This window comes from Streptomyces sp. NBC_00704, assembly GCF_036226605.1.
Lineage (GTDB): Bacteria > Actinomycetota > Actinomycetes > Streptomycetales > Streptomycetaceae > Streptomyces.
In genome coordinates this window covers 6,439,353-6,462,533 of sequence record NZ_CP109000.1, presented here as the reverse complement: position 1 = coordinate 6,462,533, position 23,181 = coordinate 6,439,353, and the positions used below count along the sequence as shown (strand labels likewise).

16 protein-coding genes are annotated in these 23,181 nt (G+C 72.1%); 9 read left to right on the top strand and 7 right to left on the bottom strand.

Features of this window, described 5'->3' with window-relative positions; translation table 11 throughout:
* Positions 1–376: 376 nt before the first annotated feature.
* Complete coding sequence (gene rox / locus OG802_RS28070; protein WP_329414883.1) at positions 377–1,816, top strand: rifampin monooxygenase; 1,440 nt, start codon at positions 377–379, stop codon at positions 1,814–1,816.
* A gap of 63 nt (positions 1,817–1,879) precedes the next feature.
* On the opposite strand, the gene OG802_RS28065 is transcribed toward rox, so the two are convergent.
* Positions 1,880–3,385, bottom strand: coding sequence for a cellulose-binding domain-containing protein (locus OG802_RS28065; protein ID WP_329414881.1), 1,506 nt, complete (start codon positions 3,383–3,385; stop codon positions 1,880–1,882).
* A gap of 284 nt (positions 3,386–3,669) precedes the next feature.
* Positions 3,670–4,989: a radical SAM protein gene (locus tag OG802_RS28060; protein WP_329414879.1), complete on the bottom strand. Its 1,320-nt coding sequence runs from the start codon at positions 4,987–4,989 to the stop codon at positions 3,670–3,672.
* A gap of 149 nt (positions 4,990–5,138) precedes the next feature.
* On the opposite strand from OG802_RS28060, the gene OG802_RS28055 reads away from it, so the two are divergent.
* The 7 genes from OG802_RS28055 to OG802_RS28025 all read left to right on the top strand — a co-directional run bounded on the left by OG802_RS28055 (position 5,139) and on the right by OG802_RS28025 (position 15,045).
* A complete protein-coding gene (locus OG802_RS28055) occupies positions 5,139–6,383 on the top strand; it encodes an FAD-binding protein (protein ID WP_329414877.1) in 1,245 nt (414 codons plus the stop codon).
* A gap of 150 nt (positions 6,384–6,533) precedes the next feature.
* The gene (locus OG802_RS28050; protein ID WP_329414876.1) at positions 6,534–7,787 is read left to right on the top strand and encodes an ROK family protein; all 1,254 of its coding nucleotides are present in this window, start codon (positions 6,534–6,536) and stop codon (positions 7,785–7,787) included.
* A gap of 436 nt (positions 7,788–8,223) precedes the next feature.
* Positions 8,224–9,480: an ABC transporter substrate-binding protein gene (locus OG802_RS28045; protein ID WP_329417439.1), complete on the top strand. Its 1,257-nt coding sequence runs from the start codon at positions 8,224–8,226 to the stop codon at positions 9,478–9,480.
* Between the two features lie 20 nt (positions 9,481–9,500).
* Entirely contained in the window at positions 9,501–10,466 is a 966-nt protein-coding gene (locus OG802_RS28040) for a carbohydrate ABC transporter permease (RefSeq protein WP_329414874.1), read from the top strand.
* Positions 10,463–11,356 (top strand): carbohydrate ABC transporter permease, encoded by an 894-nt coding sequence (locus tag OG802_RS28035; protein WP_329414873.1) that lies wholly within the window; start codon positions 10,463–10,465, stop codon positions 11,354–11,356. The genes OG802_RS28040 and OG802_RS28035 overlap by 4 nt, the downstream gene beginning before the upstream one ends.
* A gap of 29 nt (positions 11,357–11,385) precedes the next feature.
* The gene (locus OG802_RS28030; protein WP_329414871.1) at positions 11,386–14,295 is read left to right on the top strand and encodes a glycoside hydrolase family 2 TIM barrel-domain containing protein; all 2,910 of its coding nucleotides are present in this window, start codon (positions 11,386–11,388) and stop codon (positions 14,293–14,295) included.
* A 153-nt stretch (positions 14,296–14,448) separates the two neighbouring features.
* Positions 14,449–15,045: a TetR/AcrR family transcriptional regulator gene (locus tag OG802_RS28025; protein WP_329414870.1), complete on the top strand. Its 597-nt coding sequence runs from the start codon at positions 14,449–14,451 to the stop codon at positions 15,043–15,045.
* A gap of 107 nt (positions 15,046–15,152) precedes the next feature.
* Here OG802_RS28025 and OG802_RS28020 read toward each other — a convergent pair whose 3' ends face one another.
* From OG802_RS28020 to OG802_RS28005, 4 genes are all read right to left on the bottom strand, one after another.
* Positions 15,153–15,944, bottom strand: coding sequence for an isocitrate lyase/PEP mutase family protein (locus OG802_RS28020; RefSeq protein WP_329414867.1), 792 nt, complete (start codon positions 15,942–15,944; stop codon positions 15,153–15,155).
* Between the two features lie 90 nt (positions 15,945–16,034).
* The gene (locus OG802_RS28015) at positions 16,035–16,406 is read right to left on the bottom strand and encodes a VOC family protein (RefSeq protein WP_329414865.1); all 372 of its coding nucleotides are present in this window, start codon (positions 16,404–16,406) and stop codon (positions 16,035–16,037) included.
* 130 nt (positions 16,407–16,536) lie between these two features.
* Positions 16,537–18,312 (bottom strand): DUF2264 domain-containing protein, encoded by a 1,776-nt coding sequence (locus OG802_RS28010; RefSeq protein ID WP_329414863.1) that lies wholly within the window; start codon positions 18,310–18,312, stop codon positions 16,537–16,539.
* A 132-nt stretch (positions 18,313–18,444) separates the two neighbouring features.
* Positions 18,445–19,518: a rhamnogalacturonan acetylesterase gene (locus OG802_RS28005; protein WP_329414861.1), complete on the bottom strand. Its 1,074-nt coding sequence runs from the start codon at positions 19,516–19,518 to the stop codon at positions 18,445–18,447.
* Between the two features lie 191 nt (positions 19,519–19,709).
* On the opposite strand from OG802_RS28005, the gene OG802_RS28000 reads away from it, so the two are divergent.
* Positions 19,710–21,386, top strand: coding sequence for a rhamnogalacturonan lyase B N-terminal domain-containing protein (locus OG802_RS28000; protein ID WP_329414859.1), 1,677 nt, complete (start codon positions 19,710–19,712; stop codon positions 21,384–21,386).
* Between the two features lie 63 nt (positions 21,387–21,449).
* On the opposite strand, the gene OG802_RS27995 is transcribed toward OG802_RS28000, so the two are convergent.
* Positions 21,450–22,862, bottom strand: a complete 1,413-nt coding sequence (locus tag OG802_RS27995) for an RICIN domain-containing protein (protein WP_329414857.1) — start codon at positions 22,860–22,862, stop codon at positions 21,450–21,452.
* Positions 22,863–23,181: the final 319 nt, after the last annotated feature.

The window sequence follows — 23,181 nt, the reverse complement described above, 5'->3', positions numbered from 1 at the left end:
ACAGAGCGGAGAATTCGGTCAGCCGGAGACCGCGGAGGTGCAGTGGACGAACGTCTGGTCGCTGCGCACAGCGCCCTTGGCAGTGACAGTCATCGGTCACACCCCCTGTCTCACACGGCTGACGGCGGCGGCCGGCCCGGCCCCGCTCGGAACTCCCTCAGCGTACGGACGCCGTCGACGGGTCGCCACTCCTTTTCCGGAACACGAACCGCGCCGAGAGCCGAACAAGCGCGACGGGAACCGGAATGAGAAAGGGCAAGGAGACGACCCGCTCCTCGCCACTCTCAACGTATAGCCCGGTGGGGGGCTTGCCGCAAGGCCCCCGTCACCGCCGAGAATTCCGGGCCGGGAACGACGTCAGGGAAACGGGGTAGCGATGATCGACGTCATCGTCGTCGGCGGTGGACCGACCGGGCTGATGCTGGCGGCCGAACTGCGGCTGGCCGGCGTGCGCACGGTCGTGCTGGAGAGGCTGGCCGCACCGACCGGGGAGTCCCGCGGCCAGGGTCTGCATGTGCGCAGTGTCGAGATCATGGACCAACGCGGTCTGCTGGACCGGTTCCTGGCGATCGCCGGGAAGTTCTCGGTGGGCGGGCATTTCGGCGGCATCGCCAAGCCGTGGCCGGAACGGCTGGACACCGCGCACCCCTACGGTGTCGCCGTCCCCCAGCCGGAGACCGAGCGGCTGCTGACCGAACGGGCCCTGGAACTCGGCGCCGGGATCCGCCGCGGTCGCGAGGTCGTGGGGCTCAGCCAGGACGAGGTCGGGGTGAGCGTCGAGCTGACGGACGGCACGCGGTTGCGCTCGCGGTATCTCGTGGGCTGCGACGGCGGTCGCAGCACCGTCCGCGGGCTGCTCGGCGTCGGCTTCCCGGGCACGCCGGCCACCGTGGAGACGCTGCTGGGCGAGATGGAGGCGACCGAGGACCCGGCGGTCGTCGCGGCCGTCGTCGGGGAGGTGCGCAGGACGCAGCAGCGGTTCGGGGTCGTCCCCCTCGGGGGCGGAACGTACCGCGTGGTGGTGCCCGCCGAGGGTGTGCGCGAGGACCGTGCGGCCGCGCCGACGCTCGAGGAGTTCCGGGAGCGGCTGCGGGCCGTGGCGGGGACCGATTTCGGCGTGCGCGCGCCGCGTCGGCTGTCCCGGTTCGGCGACGCGGCCCGGCAGGCGGAGCGTTACCGGGTGGGCCGTGTGCTGCTGGCGGGCGACGCGGCGCACGTGCATCCGCCGACCGGCGGGCAGGGGCTGAACCTCGGCGTCCAGGACGCGTTCAACCTGGGCTGGAAACTGGCCGCCGAGGTGAACGGCTGGGCTCCGGCGGGGCTGTTGGACAGCTACCACGCGGAGCGGCATCCGGTGGGCGCTCGTGTCCTGGCCAACACCCGGGCGCAGATGACGCTGTTGGGGACCGACCCGGGCGCGACCGCGCTGCGGGAGCTGCTGTCCACGCTGATGGACTTCGAGGAGGTGAACCGCTACCTGACCGGGATGATCACCGCCGTCGACGTCCGTTACGACCTCGGCGAGGGCCACGAGCTGCTCGGCCGCCGGCTGCGCGACGTGCGGCTGAAGCGGGGGCGTCTCTACGCGCTGATGCACACCGGCCGCGGTCTGCTGCTCGACCGGACCGGCCGGCTCTCGGTGCGGGGCTGGGCGGACCGGGTCGACCATGTCGTCGACGACTGCGGGGAACTGGACGTCCCCGCCCTGCTGCTGCGGCCGGACGGTCACGTCGCGTGGGCCGGTGAGGACCGGCGGGAACTGGCCGGCGCGCTGGAGCGGTGGTTCGGCGCGCCCGCCGCCCTCCCCGGGACCTGACGACGGCCCGGCCGGGTGGCCGGGCCCCGGGAGGGCGGCCGACCGGACCGGCCGTCGTCCGCCTCAGGAGGCGGTGCAGGTCTTGCCGTTGAGGGTGAACGCGTAGGGGGCGGAGTTCTTCTGGTGCCAGGAGGCGAGGAAGCCGAAGGTGAGCGTGCCGTTGGCGGACACGGTCCGGTTGTAGTCGGCGTTGGCCGCGGTGACCCGGGAGCCGCTCTGGGCGAGGCTCGCGTCCCACATCTGGTCCACCCGCTGGCCGTCGCGGAAGGACCAGGCCACGCGCCAGGAGTCGAGCGCCTGGGCGGTGGTCACGGTGACGGTGGCCTGGAAGCCGTCGGGCCACTGGTTGACCAGGTCGTAGCGGACCTCGCAGGCGGCCTCCCGGCCGCTGTCTCCGGCGCCCGCGGTGGACGAGGAGGTGCCCTGGGGCTCGGTGTCGGGCTTGCTCGCGCCGTCGGCTCCGGCGCCGTTCGCCGACGGTGTGCCGTCCGCGGACGGTGCGGGGCCGGACGAGGACGGCGCGGGGCCGTCCGCGGAGGGCGCGGGCGAGGAGGCGGGCGGGGGGGCGGAGCGCGGCCCGGCCACCGGGCTGCTGTCCGTGGGGCCGCCCTTGGCGAGGGCGTCGCCTCCGCCGTCGCCGGGCATCATCGAGACGGCGAGCGCCAGCCCGGAGACGAGGACGGCGGCGGTGAGCAGCGCGTTGCGCCGTACGCGCGCCCGGCTCGCGGCGGCCCGGACGGCCGCGCCCTCCGGGTCGGCGGTGTCGGGGCGTCCGGGTCCGAGGCGCACCTCGGCGGCGCGCCGCCGGCGTTCCAGGTAGGCGAGGCCGCCCCAGCCGATCACGCCCTGGGCGAGGGCCGCGGGCAGCCCGCCCCCGTGCAGACGCAGACAGGCGGCGGCCTCCGCGCACTCCACGCAGGTCGCGAGGTGGCGGGAGAGGTCGGGCGGGGTGTCGGCGGCGGGCGAGCGGGTGACGGCGTCCAGCAGCCGGACGTAGCTGCGGCACTCCGCGTCCATCGGCGTGTCGAGATGGTTGCGGTGGCAGCGGTCGCGGAACAGGCCGCGGACCTCGTTGAGCTCCTCGACGGCCGCGGACGGGTCCAGGCCCTGGCGGCGGACGACGGCGTGCAGCGGCAGCGCCTCCACCTCCGCCAGCCACAGCAGGGCGGCGTCCGGTTCCTGCATGTCCCGCAGGCCGCGCAGGGCGATGGGACGGCTCAGCGGGGGTCCGACGTAGCGTGCGGCCTTGCCGGAGTTCAGCCACAGGCGCAGGTCGGGGTCGAGTTTGTGGCCTTGGCCGCGGGCCTCCCAGGCGGCCGCCGTGGTGCGCACGGCGGTCAGCAGCAGGGGGATCCGGGGCAGCCGGGACGAGCGGCGGCCGCCGCCTCGCGCGGTGCCGTCCTCGGCGGCGCGGGCCTCGCGTATGCCGAGTGCGAACGCCTCTCGGGCCAGCTGGTTCGCCTCGGTCGAGCCGGACGTGCACAGGTCCGCGTACGACAGGACGGCGTCCCAGCACTCGGAGAACAGCGCGGCCTCGGCGGCGTCCTTCGGGGTCGGCAGGTCGGGCATGGGTCTCCTGCATCCACAAGCAAGGTCAACTCACCATGACGGCAATGGAGTTGGGGGGAACCTCGCGGCAGGGGCAGAGCTTTTCACGTTTCCCGCACAACTGACAAGCGCCCTGTTCAGATGTCATGTCAGGACAGCAGGACAGGGTGGCAGGGGCGGCCGCGTCCGCCGCTGCGCCCTGTTGTACGGACGCGGGCCCCTCCGTGCTCACCGTCGGCGCGCCTTTTTTCGGACCTGTTGCGAAAACCCTCTCGCGACGGACCGTTCGGGGCGGTCGCGCCGGACTATACGGCCGCCTCGTCCCGCGCCGGAAGGCTGTCCATGAAAGAGCTCACCGAGAACACGGCGCGGCCCGGTCCGGGCGGGCCGTAGCCGGGCGGCGAGGCGAGGCCGAACTCGTCCATGGTGGCGCGGTAGGCCTGGAGCAGCCTGATGTGGTACTCCAGCGGCGCGCCGTGGGGGTTGGCCTTGCCGAGCGGGGTGGTGGGCTCGGGGCACCAGGTGGTGAAACGGGGCGTGATGCCGTGCGACATGAAGAAGCGCAGGCCCTCGGTGGTCGAGGCGATGGCCTCGTCGACGGTGCCGAAGCCGAAGGGCTCGGCCATCTCGACGCCGGCGACGAAGTTGGGGATGACGTTGCGGGCGCCGAAGACCTCCGCCGAGTCGAGGATCCGCTTGTGCCACTCGTCGCGGCCGACGTAGCGCTCCTTGCCCGGGCAGTACATCTTGAACAGGTACTCGTCCCACACCTCGTAGTTGGGGTGGTAGATCTGCACGCCGTGGTCCTTGAAGCGCTGCACGTCGTCCTTGGGCAGCGCCTGGGCCACGACCTTGCCGATCCAGCGGCCCGGGAACCGCTCCTCGATGGCCTTGGCGTAGTGGCCGTAGAAGTCCGCCTCGTCGCGGCCGGCGACGGTCTTCGTGATCGCGCCGCCGGTGAGCGTGTAGGCGGTGGACGCCTTCTGGGTGTCGTAGCGGTCGATGATCTCCAGGGCCTCGAGGACCTCCTCGACGTCCTTCACGCCCGTGTAGGGCCGCCCGGCCGCCTTGTGCTGGCGCCAGTTGTGGTTGATGTCGCAGTACTGGCACTCCTCCTTGGCGCCGAAGTACTGGCACACCCGGAAGACGGTCAGGTAGATGAGGTAGCCCCACTGGATGGTGGGCGCGACCTCCATGACGGACTTCCCGTTGGAGAGCTTGTGCCGGTAGTACTCGGGCATCGGCGGCACGCCGACGTCGGCGATGCGCTTGCCGTCGAGGTACAGGCCGAGCAGGCCCTCGTCGTCGGCGGCGACCCGGTAGGGGGAGGCGGGGTTCACCCGGACCGAGACGACCGTGCGCCGCAGGTCGTAGGGGCCTCCCGTGAGGATGATCTCCTCCGGCGGGCGGCGCAGGGCGGCCTCGCCCAGTTCGGGCAGGGTGCCGTGGTCGAAGGAGAAGATGAAGTACGACTTCGGCTTGACCTCACCCGACTCGTTGTCGCTCAGGGCGGAGGCGTCGAAGGCCACGCCTCCGCGCAGGAGGTCCTCCTTGACGACGGCCTCCCGCGGCACATGCGGAAACCGCTCCATCAGATCCTCGACCAGCGCGGTACGGCTGTCCATCCGACTCTCCTCCCGGCTCAGGCGTACGACTCCTCACGGTATGCCCCTGCCGGCGCGGGGCCGGGGGCGGGGGCCTCGTGTTGCGGGCAGGGTAGGTTCGACCTGGGAACCGAGGGTTCCCGATCTCCTCGGAAGGGGCGAGCAGCCGCATGACGCAGACCGTGACCAACTGGGCCGGCAACATCGTCTTCACCGCGCGCGAGGTGCGCCGCCCGCGCTCCCTCGACGAGCTGCGCACGCTGGTCGCGGACAGCGCCCGGGTGCGGGTGCTCGGCAGCGGGCACTCGTTCAACGAGATCGCCGAGCCGGGCGCGGACGGGGTGCTGCTGTCGCTGGACGGCCTGACCGGAGGGATCGACGTCGACACGGCGGCCCGCACGGTACGGGTCGGCGGCGGCGTCCGGTACGCCGAGCTGGCGCGCCGGGTGCACGAGCACGGGCTCGCCCTGGCGAACATGGCCTCCCTGCCGCACATCTCGGTCGCCGGGTCGGTGGCGACCGGCACCCACGGGTCCGGGGTGGGCAACGGTCCGCTGGCCTCCTCGGTGCGCGAGGTGGAGATCGTCACCGCCGACGGCTCCACCGTCGTCGTCGGGCGCGGCGACCGGCGGTTCGAGGGCGCCGTCACCTCGCTGGGCGCCCTCGGCGTGGTGACCGCCCTCACGCTCGACCTGGAGCCCGCCTACGAGGTGGAGCAGCACGTGTTCACCGAACTCCCGCTGGAGGGGCTCGACTTCGAGGCGGTCGCGGGAGCGGCGTACAGCGTCAGCCTGTTCACCGACTGGGGTGCGCCCGGGTTCCGGCAGGTGTGGGTGAAGCGGCGCTCGGACGAGCCGTTCGGCGGTTTCCCGTGGGCCGAGCCCGCGGTGGAGGCCCTGCATCCGGTGCCGGGGATGCCGGCGGTGAACTGCACGGCGCAGTTCGGCGAGCCCGGCCCGTGGCACGAGCGGCTGCCGCACTTCCGGGCGGAGTTCACCCCGAGCAGCGGCAACGAGCTGCAGAGCGAGTACCTGCTGCCGCGTGCGCACGCGCCGCGGGCGCTGCGGGCGCTCGACGGGATCCGGCGGACGGTCGCCCCCGTGCTGCAGATCTGCGAGGTGCGCACCGTGGCGGCCGACCGGCAGTGGCTGAGCCCCTCCTACGGCCGGGACACGGTGGCGCTCCACTTCACGTGGATCGAGGACACGGCGGCGGTGCTGCCGGTGGTGCGGGCCGTGGAGGCGGCGCTGGAGCCGTTCGAGCCGCGCCCCCACTGGGGCAAGGTCTTCGAGACGCCCGCCGGCGCGGTGCGCGGCCGCTACCCCCGGATCGACGACTTCACCGCCCTGGCGCGGGTGCTGGATCCGGCCGGAAAGTTCAGCAACGCCTTCGTGCGGGACGTTCTGGGCGGCTGACGCCCCAAGGGCCGCCGACTTTATAAAGCCCCTTTCCTAACCCCTTGTCGAACGTCGTGGCACGCCATAGCCTGGCGCGGCGCCGGTGCCGTCGCAGTGCCGGCCCGCCCGGCATGCGAAGGGACGGCAGGGATGAGGGGGGCACGTTCCATGAAGCGCGGCACGTCACGGGACATCCGCACGGCGAACCGCTACGAGGTGCTGCGCCAGATCATCGCCGCGTCGCCCACCTCCCGGCAGGAGCTCGCGGCAGCGACCGGCCTCTCGCTCGCCACGGTCGCCACCCTGGTCGGCGAGCTGCTCGACCTCCGCATGATCACGGAAGTCGGGTTCGAGGACTCGGCGGGCGGCCGCCCCCGGGGACTCGTGGCCGTCAACGCGTCGGGGGGCGCGTTGATCGGCGTGGACATCGCGGAGACGTACGTCCACGTCGAACTGTTCGATCTGGGGCTGAACGTGCTGGCGCGCGCCGAGGAGAACATGCGCCCCGGTGAGAGCCGTCCGCGGCAGGTGGTGGGTCATGTCGCCGCGGCGGCCGGCTCGGTGGTCGCGCAGGCCGGGGTCGAGGCCGCGCGGGTGCTCGGCGTCGGGGTGAGCGTGCCCGGCCAGGTGGACCGCGCGACCGGCGTCTCCGAGTACGCGCCCAACTGGGACTGGCACGACGTGCCGTTGCTCGACCTGCTCGCGGAGCACATCGCGTATCCGCTCTACCTGGACAATCCGCTGCGGGCCGGCGCGGTCGCCGAGCTGTGGTTCGGGGCGGCCCGGGGGCACGGGGACGCCCTGGTGGTGAACCTCGGCACCGGCGTCGGCGCCGGTCTGGTGCTCGGCGGCGAACTGCACCGGGGGGTGAGCAACAGCGCCGGCGAATGGGGGCACACGACCCTCGTCCTGGACGGACGGCCGTGCCGTTGCGGCAACCGCGGCTGCGTGGAGGCGTACGTCGGCGCGCCGGGCATCATGCAGAATCTCCGCGAGCTGTTCCCGGACAGCGCGCTGCTGCATCCCGACGACCAGACGGCCACCATCGACGCGCTGGCGGCCGGGGTCGCCGCGGACGACCCGGAGGCCGTCCAGGTGCTCCGCGAGACCGCGCGGTACCTCGGGGCGGGCATCGCCAACCTCGTCAACCTGCTCAACCCCGAGGTGGTCGTGCTGAGCAGCTGGGTCGCCGCCCGGCTCGGCGAGCCGCTGGTGCGGGAGGTGCGCGAGGCGGTGGCGCGCCATGCGCTGAAGCGGCCGCTGGCGGCCAACCGGATCGTCGTCAGCCCGATCCCGACCGATCCGGCCTGTCTGGGAGCGGCGACGTTCGCGCTGGAGGGAGCGCTGCGCTCGGTCGGTCAGCGCAACGTCAGACGCACCGTCTCCGCGGAAGCGCGCGGTCGCACGGCCCCGGCCGGATGAGCGGGAGCGGCCGTGTGCGGCGATCCGCCGACGGCCGCGGGGCGCGCCGGTGACGCGCCCCCGCACACGGGCCGGGAGCCCGCAGGGATCCGCCGGGGCCGGCGCGGTCCACGACATCCCTGAGGTCCCCGTGGTCCTGTCCGGGCGGTAGTCCGTCCGGGGACCACCCCTTTTGGACCGAGGGTCGCCGGCCCCTGACACCGGCGGCCCTCACCTCTTCTTCCTTCCCGGCCCTTTGCCGCCCTTTTGCCGCGCTCGGGCAGGTCGCCTGTTCGCCATGCCGAACCGATGGCAACGCTTCGAACAGGCTTCGTCCAACCCCTTGCCGAAGCCTTAGCCGAAGGTTAACGTCCCGCTCCGCAGCGCCATTTGGCCATCCGGCACCCAGCCGTCGCGCCGCAGCCGTACTCGAGACAAGGACGTCGCCATGTCGGCAATGAGCAACAGCAACTGGTCCCGCCGATCCCTCTTCCGGGCCGCGGCGGGCATGGCCGCGGCCGGCACGCTCGCCGCCTGCGGCGGCAACAACGGCAGGAGCGGGGGGTCGGGTTCGGGCGTCGGCCTGACGCAGTTCTTCCACGCGTACGGCGAGGCGGGCACCGAGCAGGCCATCAAGAAGTACGCCAAGGCCTACGACAAGGCCGACGTGACCACCCAGTGGATCACCAGCGCCGACTTCGAGAGCAAGCTGTTCGCCACCCTGCTCACCAAGAACGCGCCCGACCTGTTCGAGTTCCACCCGCAGATCCAGATGGTCAAGAGCGGCCAGGTGGCGGACCTGACCGACATCATCGAGCCGGTCAAGAGCGACTTCAACCCGGCCGACATCAAGTCGCACACGGTCGACGGGAAGATATACGGCGTCCGCATGATCGACGACCCGCAGTTCTTCTTCTACCGCAAGTCGATGCTGGAGAAGGCCAAGGTCCAGGTCCCGACCACGCTCGACGAGCTGATGGAAGCCGCCGCCAAGCTCACCACCGGCAAGGTCAAGGGCCTGTACATGGGCGACGACCTGCACAGCGTCATCGACACGATGATCTGGTCGGCAGGCGCGGACCACCTCAACGAGAAGAACGAGATCGCCTACCACACCCCCGGCGTCATCGAGGGCATCAAGAAGATGCGCAAGCTGTTCACCAGCGGCCATCTCCTGCTCGGCGCGCCGACCGCGTCCTGGGACCCCTCCTCGCTCAACCAGGGCCTGTGCGCCATCCAGTTCTGCGGCATGTGGGCGATGCCGGCCATCCAGCAGGCGCTCGGCGACGACTGGGGCGTCTTCCCGTTCCCTAAGACGATCGACTCCGGCAAGCAGTCGGTCTACAACGGCGGCTGGTCGATGTTCGTCAACGCCAAGGGCAAGAACGTCGACGCGGCCAAGGAGTACGTCAAGTGGCTGTGGATCGACCAGAAGAAGTACCAGGAGGAGTGGGCCACCTCCTTCGGCTTCCACATCCCGCCGCGCACCTCGATCGCGCAGACCGCCACCAAGCTCAAGTCGGGCAACGCCGCTGAGGGCGTCAAGCTCTTCAACGAGTTCGGGCACTTCGACAACATCGGCTGGACCCAGGCCATGCGCACCTCGCTCGAGGACGTCTTCGCCAACTCCGTCCGCAAGGACATGGACCCGGAGGCCGCGCTGGACAAGGCCGACGCGGCCGTCAACCGCGAACTCAAGAAGCTGTTCGGATAGGCCGCGGGACGGACTCCGACATGTCGACGACCACGACGCGCGACCTCGCGTCCCCCGCCCCGGCGAAGGCCTCACCGGCCAGGCCGCGGCGGGGTCTGCGGGGCAGCCCCACGTTCAACTTCTGGCTCTTCTGCGGCCCGTTCCTCATCGGCCTGGCGATCTTCGTCTACGCGCCGATCCTGTGGAGCATCTGGCTCAGCTTCTTCGAGGCCCGCTTCACCGTCACACCCGACAAGTTCGTCGGCTTCGAGAACTACACGTACATGCTGACGAACGACGACTTCGTCGGCTCGCTCGTCACCTTCACCGTCTTCGCCGCGTTCATCGTGCCGACCACCTGGGCGCTCTCGCTGGGCCTGGCCCTGCTGGTGAACCGGCTCCGCTTCATGCGGGCGTTCTTCCGCTCGGTCTTCTTCCTGCCGACCGCGTGCAGCTACGTCGCCGCCGCGCTGATCTGGAAGATGTCGATCTTCAGCGGGGTCCGCTTCGGCCTCATGAACACGATCCTCGCCTGGTTCGGGATCGACAACATCGCCTGGCTGGTCGACCCCAACCCGCCCTGGTACTGGGTCGTCATCGTCTCGGCCCGGCTGTGGCTCCAGTCCGGCTTCTACATGATCCTGTTCCTGGCCGCGCTGCAGAACATCCCGGGCGAGCTGTACGAGGCCGCCGCCATCGACGGCGCCAAGCCGGGCTGGCAGACGTTCCGCCACATCACCCTGCCCCAGCTGCGCGCCACGTCCACCGCGGTGATCCTGCTGCTGCTCATCGCCGCCTACCAGGCGTTCGACGAGTTCTTCAACCTGCTGTCGAAGACCACGTGGGGCCGCCCGCCGCTCGTCGAGCTGTACTACAAGGCCCTCGGCGAGAGCCAGGACTACGGCTCCGGCAGCGCCGGCGCGGTCATCCTGACCGTGCTGATCTGCGCCGTGACCCTGCTCCAGGGCAAGTTCCTGGGCTTCGGAAGGGGGGAGGAGTCCAAGTGACCACCACCACACCCGAGGTGAGCAAGTCCGCACCGCCGGCGCCGAAGCCCCGCCGAGACCGGCGCGGCGGCGTGATGAGCTCCACCGGGCTCTACATCGCCACCGGGACCGCCGCCTTCTTCTTCCTCGTCCCGTTCTACCTGCTGGTCCGCAACGCCCTCTCCACCGACACCGAGATCACCGGGGAGAACTGGAAGTTCTTCCCCACGGACGTCCAGTGGAGCAACGTCAAGGAACTGTTCACCGACGAGACGGTGCCCTTCGGCCAGTCCCTGTGGAACTCGGCGGTGGTGGCCACCCTGCACACCGCGGGCGTCCTGCTGGTCTGCTCGCTGGCGGGCTACGCCCTCGCCCGCATCCCGTACCGGCACGCCAACAAGGTCTTCTACGCCGTCCTGGGCACCCTGATGGTCCCGACGGCGGTCACCTTCGTCCCGAGCTTCGTCCTGGTGTCGTCGCTCGGCTGGGTGGACACCTACCGGGGCCTGATCATCCCGGGCCTGTTCAGCGGTTTCACCTGCTTCCTCTTCCGGCAGTACTTCCTCGGGTTCCCCAAGGAGCTGGAGGAGGCGGCGCGGGTGGACGGGCTCGGATACTGGGGCGCGTACTGGCGCATCGTGGTGCCCAACTCGCTGAACTTCTTCGCGGCGATGGCGACCATCACGTTCATCAACGGCTGGAACTCCTTCCTGTGGCCGCTGGTCATCGGCCAGGACCCGGGCTCGTGGACCGTCCAGGTCGCGCTCTCCAACTACATGACCAACCAGACCGTCGTCTTCCACCTGATCTTCATGGCCACCGCCTTTTCCATCCTGCCCCTGGTGTTCGTGTTCCTCTTCCTCCAGCGCTGGCTGGTCCAGGGGATCGCCCAGACCGGCATCAAGGGCTGACCTCACGAGGCAAGACACCTAGGAGACCGATGACCTTGCGCACCTCCCCCTCCCTCGGTTCCGCACGAGCGGGGGGACCCCCGTCCGTCGACTACGTCGAGAACGTGTCGCCCGGCTCGGGGGCCCTCCCGCCCCGCGCCTGGTACGCGGTCTCGGACGCGCGGTCCCTGTCGCTGAACGGACGCTGGCGGCTGCGCCTGTCGGCGACCGCCGACGCCGAGGACGACGCGTTCGCGGCGCAGGGGTACGACGCCGGGGACTGGGCCGAGGTCACGGTCCCCGGCCACTGGGTGCTCCAGGGAGACGGCGCGTTCGGATCCCCCGCCTACACCAACCACCTCTACCCCTTCCCGGTCGACCCTCCCCGGGTGCCGACGGAGAACCCGACCGGCGACCACCTGCGCGTCTTCGACCTGCCCGACGGGTGGCCCGACGCCGGCGACGGCGGCGCCGTCCTGCGCTTCGACGGCGTCGAGTCCTGCGCACGGGTCTGGCTGAACGGCACGGACATCGGCGAGTTCAAGGGGTCCCGGCTGGCCCACGAGTTCGCGGTGGGCCATCTGCTCAAGGCCCGCGGCAACGTCCTCGCCGTCCGGGTCCACCAGTGGTCGGCGGGCTCGTACCTGGAGGACCAGGACCAGTGGTGGCTGCCGGGCATCTTCCGTGACGTGACGCTGCTGCACCGCCCGGCGGGCGCCGTCCTCGACTTCTTCGTGCACGCCTCCTACGACCACGTCACGGGCGAGGGGCGGCTGTGCGTCGACTCCGACGTGGACGGGCGGGTCGTCGTGCCCGCCCTGGGCATCGACGTCCCGACCGGCCGGGCGGTCACGGCGACGGTCCGGCCGTGGACGGCGGAGACGCCCACGCTCTACGACGGCGAGCTGGTGACGCCCGGCGAACGGGTGCCCCTGCGCATCGGCTTCCGCACCGTCGAACTGGCGGACGGTCTGATCAAGGTCAACGGACGTCCGGTCCTCTTCAAGGGCGTCAACCGGCACGAGTGGCATCCGCAGACGGGCCGCGCCCTGGACGTGGAGACGATGCGCGAGGACGTGCTGCTGATGAAGCGGCACAACGTCAACGCCGTCCGCACCTCGCACTACCCGCCGCACCCGGCGTTCCTCGACCTGTGCGACGAGTACGGGCTGTGGGTGATCGACGAGTGCGACCTGGAGACCCACGGCTTCGTCGAGCAGGACTGGCGGGACAACCCCGTCGACGACGACCGCTGGACCCCCGCCCTCCTCGACCGCGCGGCCCGCATGGTCGAACGGGACAAGAACCATCCGTCGGTCGTCATGTGGTCCCTCGGCAACGAGGCCGGCACCGGGCGCGGACTGACCGCCATGGCCGAGTGGATCCACGCCCGCGACTCCTCGCGCCTGGTGCACTACGAGGGCGACCTCGGCTGCCGTGACACGGACGTCTACTCCCGCATGTACGCCTCCCACGAGGAGGTGGAGCGGATCGGACAGGGCCTCGACGGCGGCACGCACCGACGGCGCGAACTGCCCTTCATCCTCTGCGAGTACGCCCACGCCATGGGCAACGGCCCCGGCGGACTGGCCGACTACCAGCGGATCTTCGAGGCCCACGACCGGCTCCAGGGCGCGTTCGTCTGGGAGTGGATCGACCACGGCATCCGGCACCCGGAGCTGGGATACGCCTACGGCGGCGACTTCGGCGAGGAACTGCACGACGGGAACTTCGTCTGCGACGGCCTGCTCTTCCCCGACCGCACGCCCTCCCCCGGCCTCGTCGAGTTCAAGAAGGTGATCGAGCCCGTCGCCCTGGAGGCCACCCCCGAGGGCGCGGTCCGCGTCACCAACAAGCACGACTTCGCCGGCCTGTCGGCGCTGGCGTTCACCTGGGCCTTCCAGGCGGACGGCGAGACCCTCGCCTCCGGGGCCCTCGCCGTGCCGCCGCTCGCGCCGGGCGAGTCGGCCGACGTCGAACTGCCCGAGCCGGCCGCCGGCGTCCCGGCCGGCACGGAGACGGGATGGACCGTCCGGGCCGTACTGGCCGAGGACACCGCCTGGGCGGACGCGGGGCATGTGGTCGCCTGGGGCCAGGTGGCGGCGGCGGCGCCGACGCCGCCGTCCTTCGGCCCGGCGGTCGCGCCCGCCGCCGGCGACCGGCTCGTCAGCGTGGGCCCCGCCTCCTTCGACGCCCGCACCGGCGAACTGCGCACCCTGGGTCCGGTCGCGGTGACCGGCCTGCGGCTGGACGTGTGGCGGGCGACCACCGACAACGACGACGGCGCGGCCTGGCAGACGGACGTGCGCCACAGCGAGCTGTGGCGCACGTTCGGCCTGCACCGGATGCGGCACCGGCTGGACGCCGTCGACGTCGGCGACGACGCCCTGACGGTACGGACCCGGGTGGCCCCGGCCGGCCGGGAGATCGGTCTGTCGACGGCCTACCGGTGGACGTCGGACGGCGACCGAGTGCGGCTGACCGTCTCCGTGACCCCCGAGGGCGACTGGACGTTCCCGCTCCCCCGCCTCGGCATCCGCTTCGGGCTGTCCGCGGCGGACCGGGTGACGTGGTTCGGCGGCGGTCCCGGCGAGGCGTACCCGGACAGCAGGTCGGCGTCGGCCCTCGGCCGGTGGCGCTCGACCGTCGACGCCCTGCACACGCCGTACGTCCGCCCGCAGGAGAACGGAGCCCGGGCCGACGTCCGCTGGGCGGAGCTGGGCGGACTGCGCGTCGAGGGGGACCCCGCGTTCTGGTTCACCGCACGGCGCTGGACGACCGAGCAGCTCGACGCCGCCGCCCACCGCACCGACCTCGTCGCGGGCGAGACGGTGTGGGTCAACCTCGACCACGCTCAGCACGGCCTCGGCTCCCAGTCCTGCGGACCGGGCCCGCTGCCCCGGTACTTCCTGAACGCGGCGCCCGCACGCTTCTCGTTCGTCTTCACGCCCACCGCCTGACCGGTCGGCCGACCCGTCGGCCGGGCAGCCGGCGGGTCGGCCGGTCAGCGGGTCGGTCGGTCAGCGGGCGGGTCGGCCGGGCCAGGGTGTCCCGCCTGGAACCTCTAGGATCCTGGCTGAACCCTGCCGGTCCCCGCACACAAGGCGGTCCCCATGCCACGAGTCGGCCTGACCACCGACCGCCTCGTCGAGGCCGCCGCCGAGCTGGCCGACGAGGCCGGTGTCGAGAACGTCAGCCTCTCGGCGCTGGCCCGCCGGTTCGGAGTCAAGGACGCGAGCCTGTACTCCCACGTCGGCAGCCTGCGCGAACTGCGCACCCGGCTGGCGCTGTTCGTCGGCGCCGAGATGATCGACCGCATCGCCGCGGCCGTCGTCGGACTGGCCGGCAAGGACGCGCTGGCCGCCTTCGCCGGCGCCTACCGCGACTACGCCCTGCGGCACCCGGGCCGGTACGCCGCGACCCAGATCCGCATCGACCGGGAACTCGACCGGGAGCTGACCGCGGACTCCCCGGCCCTGCGGCGCACCGGCGAGATCACCTACGGCATGCTCCGCGGCTACGGCCTCGACGAGCCCGACCTCACCGACGCCGTCCGCCTGCTGCGCAGCACCTTCCACGGTTACTGCCTGCTGGAGGCGGGCGGCGGCTTCGGCGCGTCGCGGGACGTGCGGCGGTCGTGGGACAAGGCGATCGACGCACTGCACACGGCCCTCACCCACTGGCCACGGGAGAGCGAAACCGACGGATGACCGCAGGACGATCGACGGATGACCGCCGGGTGATCCGCGGGTGAGGGACGGTGACCCACGGCTGCTCGGGGCCGGTCGGCGGCGGCGGTCGGCGGGGTGCTGCCGTGTCAGCGCTCCGCGGGCGTGGGGGCGGCGAGTTCCAGCGTCTGCGCGTACGTCGGCGTACGGCCGCTCACCCGTCCTCCCGCGCCGATCTCGTCCAGCGCCTCCAGCGCGGCGCCGAGGGCCCGCCGGTAGAGCAGCGAGCCGAGGCTGACGCGGGCGACGCCCAGGCTCGCGAGACGGGCGACGGTGGGACCGGTCGGCGAGTAGAGGACGTTGAGCGGGACGCCGAGCCGGGCGACGAGCGCGGCGATGCGCCGCTCGTCCGCCATCCCGGGGACGAACACCCCGTCCGCGCCCGCCTGTTGATAGGCGTCGAGCCGGGACAGCGTCTCGGCCTCGTCGTGTCCGCCGAGCCAGTACGTGTCCGTGCGCGCGTTGACGAAGAGGCCGGGCGCGGCCGCTTTGACGGCCTCGATCTTCGCGGCGTGCCGGTCGACGGAGCCCATGCCGTCCTCGAGGTTGACGCCGGCCACGCCCGCGGCCGCCAGCCGGCACGCGAAATCGGCCACCTCGTCCGGATCGTCGCTGAACCCGTTCTCGGCGTCGACCGACAGCAGGAAGGGCTGCGGACCGAGCGTCAAGGCCAGTTCCAGCGTCCGGTCCCGTGTCGCGCCGGTCCCGTCCGGCAGGCCCGCCGCCGCGGCCGCCGCGAGACTCGTCGTCCCGATCGCCGGGAAGCCCTGCCGTGCCATGGCCACCGCGGAGGCGTGGTCCCAGGCGTTGGGCAGGAGGAGCGGGACGTCGCCGTGGTGAAGCGCGGAGAAGGGGCTCATGGTCGCACCGGGTGCAGGCATGCCGCCGACGCTAGCCGCGGCTGCGTTCGGCGGACGCCGAACCGTCCCCGTAACCCGCAGCCCGCCCGCCCGCAGCCCGCCCTCGTCGTCTCAGCCGGCCGCCCGTTCCGCCGCGCTGCGCTCCACGCAGAACTCGTTGCCCTCCGGGTCGGCCAGGACCGCCCATCCCGTGCCGTCCGGTCTGCGGTGGTCGTCGACGAGGGCTGCTCCGAGGGCGAGCAGGCGCTCGACCTCCTCCTCGCGGGTGCGGTCCTGCGGCTGAAGGTCGAAGTGGATGCGGTTCTTCCCCTTCTTGGCCTCCGGCACCGTGACGAAGAGCAGGCCCGCGTCCTCGATGAGCGCCTCCTCGTCGCCGGGCCGGTCGTCCTCGTGGCGAGGCCGGCCCAGCACCTCGGACCAGAAGCCGGCGAGGGCGTAGGCGTCGGAGCAGTCGATGGTCACGTGCCGGAAGGCGGAAGTCATGCGCGGATTGTCGTGGACGCCGGGACACGGGGCAACGCAATTGCGGCGGCCCGTCGACGCCCGAGGGGCGGTCGCCCTTCCCGTCCCCCAGGCCACCGTCGGCCCCCGGCCTCCGGCCCTCGCGGCCGTCTCACCGCGGGGCCACCGACCACGGCCCCGGTTCCCGCCCCGGTTCCGGTCCCGCGTCCGAGGCCGTGGGCCGGAAACGGAACCGCTGCTCCGGGCCGTCCGGCCAGCGGACGGTCAGATCCCGGGCGTCGCCGTCGGCGGCCTGTCCCACCTCCACGGACACCGAGTGCGCGAGGGACCGGGGGTCCTGCTCGGCGGTGAGGCGGGCCAGCGCGACGAAGAGCGTCGGCCCCTCCCCCACCGTCCCCGAGAGCACGCAGTCGCCCGCGGGCCCGGAGCCGCCCGTCAGCTCGTGCACGCCCACCAGCTCGGACCGTGCGTCCGTGCCGTCCGCGGGCGCCCAGCCCGTGACCTGCACGGGCGTCCCGGGGGGCGCGCCGGACACCAGGTGGGCCCGGACCTCCACCGCCCCCTCGGCGACCACCAGGCTGGTGACCGTGGCGCCGGAGCCCCGCGTGTGCCGGGAGGCCGCCCAGCCCGCGCCGACGCCGAGGGAGACGATGCCCTCGCGGTGCGGGTCGCCGCCGACCGTGACGGAGTTGTCCGGCGGCGAGACCCGGGGCCGGGTGACCGTGGAGTAGGCGAAGCGCGTGTAGAAGGGGTCGTAACGGACGTCCTCCGAGCCGTGGTTGTGCAGCCGCACCAGACCGTCGGAACGTGTCGACTGGAGGAGCCAGTTGGGGGCGGCGACGGGCGTGACCGCGCTCTCCCGCTCCGCGGGCCCCGCTTCCTCGCGCGCCGTCCACACCGGGTGGTCGGGCGGGAGCAGCAGGCCGAGGAAGCCCTTGCTCGCCCAGTAGGGGGAGGCCGGTCCGGAGTACCCCTGTAGCACCGACTCGTCGGGACCGTGCCAGCCGAGCGTCAGCAGCCCCCGGTCGTCCACCGCGTCGCGTTCCAGGAAGTACTTCAGCGCGCCCGAGGCCAGACGGCGGGTCTCGCCGGGCGGCAGCGGGGTGTGGCCGGTCAGGGCGCCCAGCCACAGCGGCGCGGTGGTGGCGAACCGGTAGGTGAGGGAGCGGCCCTGGTGCAGGGGCGCGCCGTCGCCGCCGAACAGGCGGGCGTAGTCGCCGAGATGCGCCCTGAGGCGGCCTCCGTAACGGGCGAGCAGGTCGGGGTCGTCGGCCAGCCAGGCGTGCAGGACCGGGTAGAGGTGCATCGCCCAGCCGTTGTAGTAGTCGAAGGCGCGGCCGGGGCCGTCGGTGTACCAGCCGTCGCCGGCGTACCACTGCTCGATGTGCTCCAGGCCGCGGTCGATGGCCTTGCGGGAGGCCTCCGGCTCGTGGCCGATCTCCGCCAGGAAGCCGCCCACGGTGACCGGGAACAACTCCCAGTTGCAGGGCCATGGTTCGGCGGTCAGCGCGTCGCCGAGCCAGTGCGCGGCGCGCTGCCGGACGCCGTCGTCCAGGCGGTCCCAGAGCAGGGGGCGGGTCAGGCGCAGGGCGAGGGCGATCGACGCGGCCTCGACGAGGGGCTGGCTCCGGTCCTCGATGCGGGGCCAGACGCCGGTCACGCCGGCGGCGAGGCCGGTCGCGTAGCGCTCCAGCGCGCTCTCGTCACGGCGGAAGGCGGCCAGGAGGAGGGTGCGGGCGTACCCCTCCAGTCCGTCGGAGAGGCGTCCGGACCAGCTCGTCCGGGAGCCGGGGAAGTGGTAGAGGGCGCGGTCGTCGGTGGCGTGGGGTTCCACGGCGGCGAGCAGGGCGTCGGCGGCCGCCTCCCAGTGGGCCCGGGTGTATCCGGTGCGGGGGCTGCGGGCGGCGTCGGGCGGGGGGAGCTGCATCTGTCGTTTCTTTCCTGGGCGACCGGTCGGCAATCAGGGAGGGCGGGGCGGGGCGGGCTCGGGGGCGTCCCGGTTCCGGGCGCGGACGGGACCTGGGGGCGTCCCGGTTCCGGTCGGGACGCCCCCAGGCGTTCATCCCACGCGCACGGCGCCCTTCGGCACCAGGTGCCGGGCGACGAGTCCGTCGCGGACCAGGCCCGCGAAGACCGTCGCGCCGTGCGGGGAGGTGTGCGTGTTGTCGCGCTTCTCGTTGTAGAGGTAGAGCGCCTTGGAGCCCTCCACGCCCGCGGACTCCACCAGCGCCTTGGTCTGTGCCGTCAGGTCGATCAGCGGTACGCCCCGCGCGGCGGCGACCGAGCGGATGACCGCCGGGTGGTCGACGCCGAGTCCGTTGACCAGCAGGGCCGTCGGGTTGTTCAGTGTGCCGTCGGCATTGAACCACCGGCGCACGATGGGGGTCACCAGGACCGGTCGCCCGCCCTGCTGCCTCACCCCCGCCACCAGGGTCTCGAGGTTCGTGCGGTACGTCGTCTCGTCGGTCGTCTTGTCGTTGTGGGCGAGCTGGACCAGGACGAGGTCGCCGTGGCGGATCAGCGGCCGGACCGTGTCCCACAGTTGTGGGTTCCCCAGATAGGTGACCGTACTCTCCCCGGAATCGGCGTAGTTGGCGACCGAGACGCCCTTGCGCAGGTACTGCGGCAGTTGCTGGCCCCAGCCGGTGTAGGGCTCCGCGGGCTGGTCGCACACGGTGGAGTCGCCGACGAGGAAGATCCGCCGCGCGTGCCGGGCGGGAGTGACCCTGATGCCGGCCAGTGCGGGCGCGGCGCCGCCGAGCGCCAGGTCCAGTCCGGGGGCGCCGTCCGGTCCCGTCGGCTCGCCCTCGGGGGTGCGGACGTCGACCGTGAAGGTGCGCGCGGTGCGGGCGCCGGCGGGGACGGCGGTCTCGGGCAGCACGGCGCGCCGGGTCTCCGCGGTGACGGCGGTGCTCGACGCGGCGTCGCCGCCGAGGACGACCCGCACGTCGTAGGAGCCGGGCGGGACGTCGAAGTGGCATGCGGTGGCGGTGCAGTGGTCGATGCCGAGGGGCGCGCCGGTGCGGGCGGTGGCGGGGAGGGACGCCGGACCGGTGCGGGCGGACGCGGGGACGGACGTCAGACCGGCCGTCAGGGACAGCGCCGCCAGTGCGGCCAGGGTGAAACGTCTCACGTGCGGCTCCTCCGTGGGGGGACAGGGGGTGGCGGCAGGACGGTACCGCCTCCCGGCAAGCGCTTTCTAGACCTCGACGGGATTTCCCGTGATCACCGACCCCACACGCGTGAAAGCCCTTTCGCGAAATCGATTCAACTGTCACCCTCTCAGGCACTCGCACCCCCACACCTCCCGAAGGAGGCACCCCCATGTCCGGATCCGACAGCCCCAGGCAGGTCCGACGCCGCACCTTCGTCCTCGGCGCCGCCGCCGGCTCGGCCGCGCTCGCCGGGCCGCTCGCCGTCCCGGCCGCCGCGGCGTCGTTCGGCTACACCGACGACGGCGCGAACTACGTCGTCGACACCGGCGCCGCCCTGGTCTTCAAGGTCAGCAAGACCACCGGCGACCTCACCTCGCTCGTCCACCGGGGCGTCGAGTACCAGGGCTACGGCGGCAAGAACTCGCACATCGAGTCGGGCCTCGGCAGCTCCACGGTGAGGATCTCCCAGTCCGGGGCGACGATCCTGGTCTCGGTCACGCACGGCACGCTCAAGCACTACTACGCGGCCCGCAGCGGTGAGAACAACGTCTACCTGTGGACCCACAAGGCCGACGCGTCCGTCTCCGCGACCCGGTACATCGTGCGGGTCAGGGCGGGCCGGTTCCTGAACGACGAGCCCGACTCGTACACCTACACGACCAGCACCATCGAGGCCTCCGACGTCTTCGCCAAGCCGGACGGCCAGACCCGCTCCAAGCACTACTCCCGGCTGCGGGTCATGGACTACGACTACGTCGGCTGGGCGAGCGGCGGCGTCGGCCTGTGGATGGTGCGCAGCAACCACGAGAAGGCCTCGGGCGGCCCCTTCTACCGCTCCCTCCTGCGCCACCAGAGCGCCGACGGCGGCGGGTTGTACGAGATCCTCTACTACGGCCAGAACCAGACCGAGGAGCAGCGTTTCGGGCTCCAGGGCCCCTACGTGATCGCCTTCACGGACGGCGGCGCGCCGTCCTCCGCGCTCTTCTCCCGGAACCTGACCACGCCCTGGGCCGACTCGCTCGGCATCTCCGGCTACGTCGGCGCGGGCGGGCGCGGCCGGGTCGCGGGCGTCGGCATCACCGGCCGGGACCCGGCGTATCCGTACACGGTGGGCCTGGCCAACGCGGCTGCGCAGTACTGGGGTTCGGCACGCGCCTCGGACGGCTGGTTCTCGATCGCCGGGGTGCTGCCGGGGACGTACACGCTCACCGTCCACAAGAGCGAGCTGGCCGTGTACAGCACGCGGGTGACCGTGTCCGCCGGCGCGACGACCACCCTGAACTCGATCGCCGTCCCGTCGTCGAACGACCCGAGCAACGCGCGCGCCATCTGGCGCGTCAACGACTGGACGGGCACACCGAGCGGCTTCAAGAACGCCGACCTGATGACGTACGCGCACCCCTCGGACGTACGGGCCGCTCCCTGGACCGGCAACGTCGTGATCGGCAGCGGCGGCGAGACCTCGTCCTTCCCCTGCTACCTCTGGAAGGACGTCAACAGCGGTCTGCTGGTCCACTTCCGGCTGACCGCGGCCCAGGCCGCCGCCGCGCACACCCTGCGCATCGGCGTGACGACGGCCTACGCCAACGGCCGGCCGCAGGTCGTCGTCAACGACACGTGGACCTCGCCCGTCCCCTCCCCGCCCACCCAGCCGAACACCCGGTCCCTGACGAACGGGTCCTACCGGGGGAACAACCACACGTTCACCTACAGCGTTCCGGCGAGTGCGTGGCTCACGGACACCAGCCGGTACAACGTGCTGCGGATCAACGTGGTGAGCGGTTCGGGGGCGGCCGCCTATCTCAGCGCGGGCACCGCGATCGACGCCCTCGACCTGCTGGAATGACGGCGCCGTCCACGACCCCGTGAGCCCGTGACGCCGTCACGTCGTGAGCCGTGAGCCGCGGTCTCATGTGCCGCGCGTCCACTGCTGGTTGGCGCCGCCGTTGCACGTGTACGTGATGACGGCGGCCCCGTTGGCGGTGGACGCGCCGTTCACGTCCAGGCACTTTCCGGTGGCGCGGGACGTGAGGTTCACATAGCTGCCGGACGTCACCGGCGACCACTGCTGGGCGGTGACGGACGCGCCGCAGTCCTCCTGGGTGACGGTGCCCGCGTTCTCCTGCACGCACAGGGAGCTGTTCCTGACGACCAACTGGTAGTAGCCGCCGCCGACGGGCTTGAACCAGTACCTCTGGTTGTTCCCTCCGTTGCAGTCGTACTGCTTGATCTGGGCCCCCGCCCGCACGGACTGGCTGGTGACGTCCGCGCACCTGCCGCTGTGCCGGGCGACGAGCGTGTTGTACACGGCGCTCGTGCCGGTGACCGTGCCGGCGGCCGTGTCGACGGTGACCTCGGGAGTCCACGACATCGACATCGAGGTGGATGTGGGGAACGCGAGCGGCAGCCAGACGTAGCGGGAGTCGTTGACGGTGCCGCCGAAGGAGTTGCCCCAGCGGTCGCCCAGGTAGAGGTAGGAGGTGCCCGAGCCGCCCTGGACGGGGAGGACGTACGCGGTCTGCGAGCCGTACGCGGTCGCGTCCCCGACGTCCTTCATGGCCGTCCAGGGGCCGGCGAGGGAGGTCGCCGTCGCGTACTGCTGCTGGTTGGGGTTCCAGCCGGTGGCGGCCGAGGTGAGCATGAAGTACACGCCGTTGCGCTTGAACAGGGCCGGCGCCTCCCGGTGCCCGCCGTGCCAGGGGTCGGCGACCAGGCTCGCGATGCCGGTGTAGTCGGCCGTCAGCCGGTAGATCTGGAGGTCGTAGTTCTCGCGTGCGGCCGAGATCATGTACCCGGCTCCGTCGGTGTCCACGAAGACCGTGATGTCCCGGGACATGTGCTGGCCGAGCGGGCGGAAGCTGCCCTGCCAGCTGTAGTTCCCGTCGACGGTGTCCGACACGGCGACGGCCGCCCGGGCCTCGCTGTAGTCGGCGCCGTTCTCCTTGTGCATCCACATCACGAACTTGCCGGTGGCGGCGTTGTACATCACCTTCGGCCGCTCGATGTTGGCGGTGGCCAGCTCGGAGGCGCTCGACCGGGTGAGCACGTGGTTGCGGAACTCCCAGTTCTTCAGGTCGGTGGAACGGTAGGCGTCCACGTACCGGAAGGTGTTGTCGGCGTTGCGGTCCTCGCCGAACCAGTAGTAGTAGGAGCCGACTTTGAGGACGCCTCCGCCGTGGGCGTGCACCGGATCACCCGAAGTGTCGGTGAACTGGACGCCGTTGGCGATCGTCACGGGCGCCGCCTGGGCGGGTCCCGCGGTGGCGAAGGCGCCGATCAGCGCCAGGCAGAGGGCCAGCAGGGCCGTGTACGCACGTCTCATCTCACGCACTCTCCTTCAGAGGGTCGTGGTGGGGGCGGGATGGCAGGGGGGTGAGGGGGGGCAGGGGGCGGGAGTGGGGGGTGAGTTCGGCAGGGGGGCGGGAGTGGGGACAGGGGTGGGGGAATCGCTCCGGGGACCGTCGGCGTCCAGGTCCGGCGGTCCCGGGCCGCGGACGGCCCGCGGGGCAAGCGGTTGCCCCGCAGGAGAAGGCTGTGTTCGGTACCGCGAACGACATGTGGAATGGCGAACGCCGAAAAGGTAAGGGCGCGTTACGGGCAGGTCAACGGGTCCGACGGGACTTGACAGAAAGCCCTTTCCG